The organism is Thioalkalivibrio sp. AKL19, assembly GCF_000420165.1.
Taxonomy (GTDB): Bacteria; Pseudomonadota; Gammaproteobacteria; order Ectothiorhodospirales; family Ectothiorhodospiraceae; genus Thioalkalivibrio.
Genome location: NZ_ATUK01000016.1, coordinates 120374 through 126473 on the forward strand (window position 1 = coordinate 120374; position 6100 = coordinate 126473).

A 6100-nucleotide genomic window follows, 5' to 3' on the forward strand; every position below is an offset into this window, starting at 1 on the left:
CAGGCGGGTGGTCGCCGCGTTCAGGGACCTGATTCGCAAGGAGGGTCAGCCGGTCACGGGGAGCGTCCGGGGGCATAAATAGCCCGCCGCGGGTCGCCTTGCGCCGTGCCTTTCTGGAATCGATCCATCCTCGGCCCTTGCCCCTGGACTGTCGTCCTGGCCAGAGCGAAGCGAGGAGCCGGGAGCTCCCCCGTCGCGACAACCTCGGTCGCCGAGATCCTGGATCACCGCAACGCGGTTTCCGGGATGACGAAGCAGGAGGTGTGTGGAGCCCCAAGGCGCGTGCCGCTGCGCTCCAGGGGCACTTTCGGCCGCCGGGTGCAGTACACGCCGGGCCCGCACGGTCCTTGGGCCTGGCTGACCCTCGTGGCTAATCGGGTTCAGGAATGGGGTGGGCCCTCGTGGGGAGATCGCGGCTGCGGTGGCGCGGAAGGCGTCCCTTCGGCGTCGGGTGCAGGATGGGCCTGGACCGTTTGCAAACCTTCAGCGCAGGCGGGTGATCCGGCTGGACTGCCTTTCACGCGGCGCGCAACGCGCTGAGCGCTATCGCGGCGCGGAGTCGGTAAGATCCGGGAGGGAAAACGGATGTTGCAGGAGTGCGGGGATCGCCTCCGGCTGGACCGGTCGGCTGAAGAAATACCCCTGAATTTCATCGCAACAATGACAGTGGCGCAAAAAAGCGACCTGCTCTGCGGTTTCGACGCCTTCCGCGACGACGCGAAACCCCAGTTTCTGGCCTAGCAGGGCAATCGAGGTCACGATTTCGGCCCCTGCCATCTGTTCGTCATCGCTGGAGATGTCGTCGACGAAGCTCTTGTCGATCTTGATTGTCTCGGCGGGCAGGCGACGCAGGTAGGTCAGCGAAGAATAGCCGGTGCCGAAGTCGTCCAGGGCGAGGCTGACGCCCAGTTCCCGAAGTGACTGCAAGACGGACTGCTCCTCCTGCGCCAGTGTCATCAGGGTGTTTTCGGTTACCTCCAACTCGAGCCGGTCAGCAGGCAGACCGGTCTCGTGCAACGTCTGTTGCACGAATTCCGCAAGATCTTCTTTGCGAACCTGGGCGGGCGCCATGTTGACGGCAACCCGTTCGAAGTCCAGGCCGGCGTCCAGCCATTGCTTCGCCTGTTGGCACGCATGCACGAGGACCCAGCGTCCCAGGTCGTCGATCAGGCCGGACGTTTCTGCCACCGGGATAAACCGTGCCGGCGACAGCATGCCCTCGTCGGGATGCTGCCAGCGCACGAGGGCCTCCATTCCGGTGACGCGGCCGTCGTGTACCGAAACCTTTGGCTGATACAAAAGCCGAAGTTCATTCTGGGTGATCGCCTGGCCCAGGCGCCCTGCCAGGAGCACGCTATCGCGGATAGCCAGGTCCAGGTCCTGAGTGAAGAGTTGATAGCCAACTCCGCCATCGGCCTTGACACGGTGCATGGCGACATCAGCCTCGCGCAGCATCTCACTGATCCCGTGCGAGCCGTGATGGCTGGAGACCGAAATCCCCAGGCTGCAACCCACCAGTACTTCAGCCCCGCTGACGTTAAACGGCTCGCTCAGGTTCTCTTGAATAGCCTCGGCAAACCCGACCGCGCGCAACGCGGCGCGGTCTCCGCGGAAAAGGACCCCGAACTCGTCGCCGCCCATGCGCGCGAGCGTTTCATCCTCGTCAAGGTAGCCGCTGAGGCGCTCGGCGACCAGGCGGAGTATCTGGTCGCCAGTCTCCATGCCCAACGTGCCGTTGATGATATTGAAGCGATCGACTCCGACCAGCGCAACGGCCGTGGCCCCATGTTTCGGTTCGTTCAGTGCCGCTTCCAGGCGGGAGCGAAACAGCAGTCGGTTGGGAAGCTCGGTGAGGGCATCGTAATGGAGCAATTTTTCGATCTGCTCCTCGGTTTGCTTGACATGGGTGATGTCTGAAAACAACGCGACGTAACGATCGACTTGCCCGACTTCATTGGTCAGCGCGTTGATCTCGAGAAGCTCGGGATAGATTTCGCCGTTCTTGCGTCGGTTCCACATCTCCCCCTTCCAGTGACCCTTTTCCTGCAAGACCGCCCACATGGATCGATAGAAGTCGGGCCCCTGGCGGCCGGATTTGAGTATTGTCGGGGTCTGGCCCAGCACTTCGTCACGGCTGTAACCGGTGATCCGCGAGAAGGCGGGGTTCAAATCGATGATGGTGCCGTCGGTGCGCGTGACCAGGACGGCCTCGCTTACCCCGAGAAAGATCGCCTCGTAGAGCTGGAGGCGATTCTCTTCGCGCTTGTGTTCCGTGAGGTCGTGGAGAACCAGTGCCCAGGCCCCGGGTTCCCACCCCGTACTCGGGCCATCCAGCTTGATCGCGCGCGCTGCTACGGAGAGGGGTGTACCGCCCTTGGGGTTGGGCAGGCGCAATTCCGTTGTTCCCGCGCCGGCCCCGGCCAAACCGAACTCGCTTCCGACCAGCCCATCCGCAGTGCGGCCGAACAGGGACTCGGAGGCGGGATTGGCGTACAGAATCACTCCCTCTGCATCCAGGATCAGAACACCGTTGGTGCATCGCTCGACCAGCCGGCGGAAGAGTTCAGGGGACAAGGTGTCAGCCATCACGCAGATCGAGGCCGATGAGGACCCGTTCACGGTCCGAGAGATCCCCCACCAGGCGACGAATCGGCACGGGCAGTCGGCGAATCAGCAGCGGGGTGGCCAGAATTCGTTCATCCTCCGCCAGTTGGGGGTTCTCGAGGACGTCGATCACTTCCAGATCGATTTTGGGCTGGTCGGGAGCGCCTGACAGATCGGCGACGATCGCCTCCATGTTTTCGATGGCGCGGCGTGCCCCGGGGGTAAAGCCGGCAATGTACAGACGCAATAACATCTCGATCAATCGCCTCCCATCTTGGTTTGCACGCCGCCGGAGTTGTCGATCGTCACGCCGTCCGCCGACAATTCAAATTCGCACACCCGATCTGAAGTCGGCAGGCCTCGAGCCTTGGCCAAGGTGATCCGGCGGTAGAGCCGGTTTGCCACCTCGTCGCGCCGCAGCTTGACCCAGACATCCAGCATCGACGAGACATTCAGACGGCTGGAGCTCTCGTGATCGTCCGTTAGAAGTTCCGTGGCCACGGTCGTGACGCCCTTTTCCTTCAGCAGGGAAAAGAGCCGGAGCAGCATTTCCGGGCCTTCGTCCATCGCGGTATTCCGTAGCAGTGCATTCACGGGGTCCAGGATCACGACGTCCGGGCCGTGGGCCTCGACGGTGCGTACCACCCGCAGCAAGTGTTCTTCCTGCCCCAGTTCGCTGGCCATCACCGGTTGCATCTGCAGGAGGGGCTGGTCGCCTTGGGTGAAGGGTTCGAGGTCTAGCCCGACACTGCGCTGGTTGCGCAACAGCTCCGCCGCGCCTTCCTCGAAGCTGAGCACCAGCACCCGGCGTCCCGCAGCGCAAGCCGCCCCGGCAAACGCGGCTGCAAAGGTCGTCTTGCCGGTGCCGGAGGGTCCGGAAAACATCAGCGCCGAGCCGAGATAGGGGCCGGAACCGCCCAACATGGCATCCAGCCCGCTGATACCGGTAGAAATATGTTCCGAAGATGGCTCCCGTCCCAGGCGCCAGCGCGTTACCGGGGCCGCGTAAAAACCTTGCTCGTCGATCAGATAGGGAAACGCGTTGCTGTCGTGAGGGTGTCCGCGGCGCTTCACCACACGCAGGAGGCGGGTCATCCGGCGGTTGCTGAGCGCCTGCTCCAGATGGATCACGCAGTCCGCAATGTAGTCCTCGATATAGACATCCATGCCCTCGCTTCGATTCGACTGAGAGTTTCCGCAGCCGGCGGTGAGGATGGTGGTCACACCCCGTTCGCGGATCCAGTCGAACACCCGTACCAGTTGCGACCGCAAGGAGACCGCGGATACCCCGCCGAAATCCAGCGCCTGCAGGGCATCCACCGCATCCACCATCATGTGCTGTGCCCCCGTTACCTGGAGTGCGTGTTCGAGGCGCGCCAGGATCACGGATAAATCCAGGTCGCCCCCGGAATGGTCTTCCGAATGATCAGGTCGCAGATCCACGATCCGAAGGCGCCCATCAGCCAGTCCCGAATCGAGATCCAGACCCAGGCTGCGCGCATGCAACTTCAGGGAGTCGGGTGATTCGTCACAGGTTGCGAGTACGGCTCCGTGGCCGCTTTGCAGCACAGAGGTGAGGAAGGTCGTCGCGAGGACGGTCTTGCCAGTGCCGGGTCCGCCGCGGACGAGCGTAGGGCGGCGGGCGGGGATGCCCCCTTGCAGAACGAAATCAAGACCTTCAACACCGGTCGCCACAGTGCTCGGTTCTTCTTCCATTTCATTGCCTCATGTCGATCACTGCAGCACGCCGAATCTACGGTCTGCGGCGGCCGGTCATGCCCAGGCCAGCAAAGCAGTCTATCGAATCCGCCTCCGTCTTGTCTTTTTTTGCGGGTGCGCGAGCTGCTCGATTGCAGGAAGTGACCTGATTGGCCACGAGGGTCAAGCCAGGTTCAGGGACCGTGTGGTCCCGGGTGTGTACAGCCCCCGGCGGCCGAAGGTGGTCCTGGAGCGCAGCGGTACCCGCCCCAGGGCTCCACGCGCCTCCTTCGTCGTCATCCCGGAAACCGCCTAGCGGTGACCCGGGAGCCCGGGGGCCTTGGTTGCCCCGTCGGCGGAGCCCCCGGCTCCTCGCTTCGCTCCGGCCGGAATGACAGGGCAGGGGCCCTGGACGCGCGGCAGGGGGCGATGGAGGAGTGGCAGCAGCAGGCCGTCCTTCCGTTCTAGGGAGACGCTGATTTAATCGCGCGTTCGCGTTGGTGCCCCCTGTTTCCCGAGCCAAGGCGCGTCGCGCAGCGGGTAGTGGTTCTACCCGCAAGTGGCGCAACGCAGGATCGGGGAACAGGGGGCCCTAACCCGACAAATCATTGAAAGAGCGGGCTCGGCCGCCCGTTATTGATCAAAAACGGGCGCGCGAACAGCGTTGCGGTTCCCTTGTGCAGAGTGACTGCACGGCAGTCACCACGCCTTGTTCGCACGCAAAAGCGACTCGAGCGCGAACGCGCGATTAAATCAGCGTCTCCCTAGTTGTGGAGTCTCACAAGGTTGTCCTCAGGTAGACCGAGGACGCTGATGGGTGGCTGCTTGTTCAGGCTACCGTGTGGGCGGTGCCAGTTGTAGTCGTGGATCCACCGAGGCAGGTGGCGTTTGCGTTCCTCCGACGTAGCATACGTGAAGGCATAGGCCCACTCGCGCAGGGCGGTCTGGATGAAGCGCTCGGCCTTGCCATTGGTTCTCGGCGTGTAGGGCCGCGTCCGGCGATGGCGGATGCCCAGCCGTCGGCAGGCTTGGCTGAACGCCCGGGCGTGGTAGCAGGGCCCGTTATCGGTCAGGACGCGCCGGATGGTGATGCCCAGGGTCGCGTAGTAGCGCACGGCCGCCTCCAGATGCGCGATCGCATCCTGGGCCCGCTCGGCGGGATGGATCTCACTGTAGGCGATGCGAGAGCGGTCATCGATCGCCACATGCACGTACTCGTAGCCCGCCCCGATGGAGTCCTTGGCGCGAACCCCGGTCACGCGGTGCCCCGGGTGACGGAAGCGCGCCAGTTTCTTGATGTCGAGGTGGAGCAGATCACCGGGGTGTTCGTGCTCGTAGCGCCGGGGTGGCTCGACGGGCTCCAGCGCACTCAGGCGGTTCAGTCCCTCACGCCGCAGGATCCGGCTGACGCTGGCCCTCGAGATCCCCGTGAAGGCGGCGATCCGATCCATGGTCCAGCGCTGCCGGCGCAAGGCGACGACCTGCCGCTGGATCCGTCGAGGGGTTCGGCGGGTCTGCTTCCGGGGCCGGGACGAGCGGTCCACAAGGCCCGCACGGCCCGCCTCCTGGAACCGCTGGACCCAGCGCTGCACGGTCTTCGGATCCACGCCAAACCCCCGGGCCGTGGCCCGAAGGCTCAGTCCATGGTCGATCACCAAGCGGACCATCCGCTCTCGACCACGGGGTCCCATTAAGGCATTTTGATGAAGGTTCACGGGGCGTCCTCCTTGGAATGGCTCAGTCGGCAAACTCAGCATCCTTCGGAATCGCCCCGTGGACAACCTATTGAGAGATCACA

4 protein-coding genes are annotated in these 6100 nt (G+C 63.8%); all 4 read right to left on the reverse strand.

Annotated elements, in window-relative coordinates; translation table 11 throughout:
• Positions 1-543 precede the first annotated feature (543 nt).
• Entirely contained in the window at positions 544-2586 is a 2043-nt protein-coding gene (locus F817_RS0112615) for a bifunctional diguanylate cyclase/phosphodiesterase (protein ID WP_024327983.1), read from the reverse strand.
• Entirely contained in the window at positions 2579-2857 is a 279-nt protein-coding gene (locus F817_RS0112620) for a circadian clock KaiB family protein (RefSeq protein WP_029681135.1), read from the reverse strand. Before F817_RS0112620 ends, F817_RS0112615 begins: the two co-directional genes overlap by 8 nt.
• Before the next feature lie 5 nt (positions 2858-2862).
• Positions 2863-4320, reverse strand: coding sequence for a circadian clock protein KaiC (gene kaiC, locus F817_RS0112625; protein WP_024327985.1), 1458 nt, complete (start codon positions 4318-4320; stop codon positions 2863-2865).
• Between the two features lie 746 nt (positions 4321-5066).
• The gene (locus F817_RS13835; RefSeq protein WP_081644504.1) at positions 5067-6017 is read right to left on the reverse strand and encodes an IS481 family transposase; all 951 of its coding nucleotides are present in this window, start codon (positions 6015-6017) and stop codon (positions 5067-5069) included.
• Positions 6018-6100 lie beyond the last annotated feature (83 nt).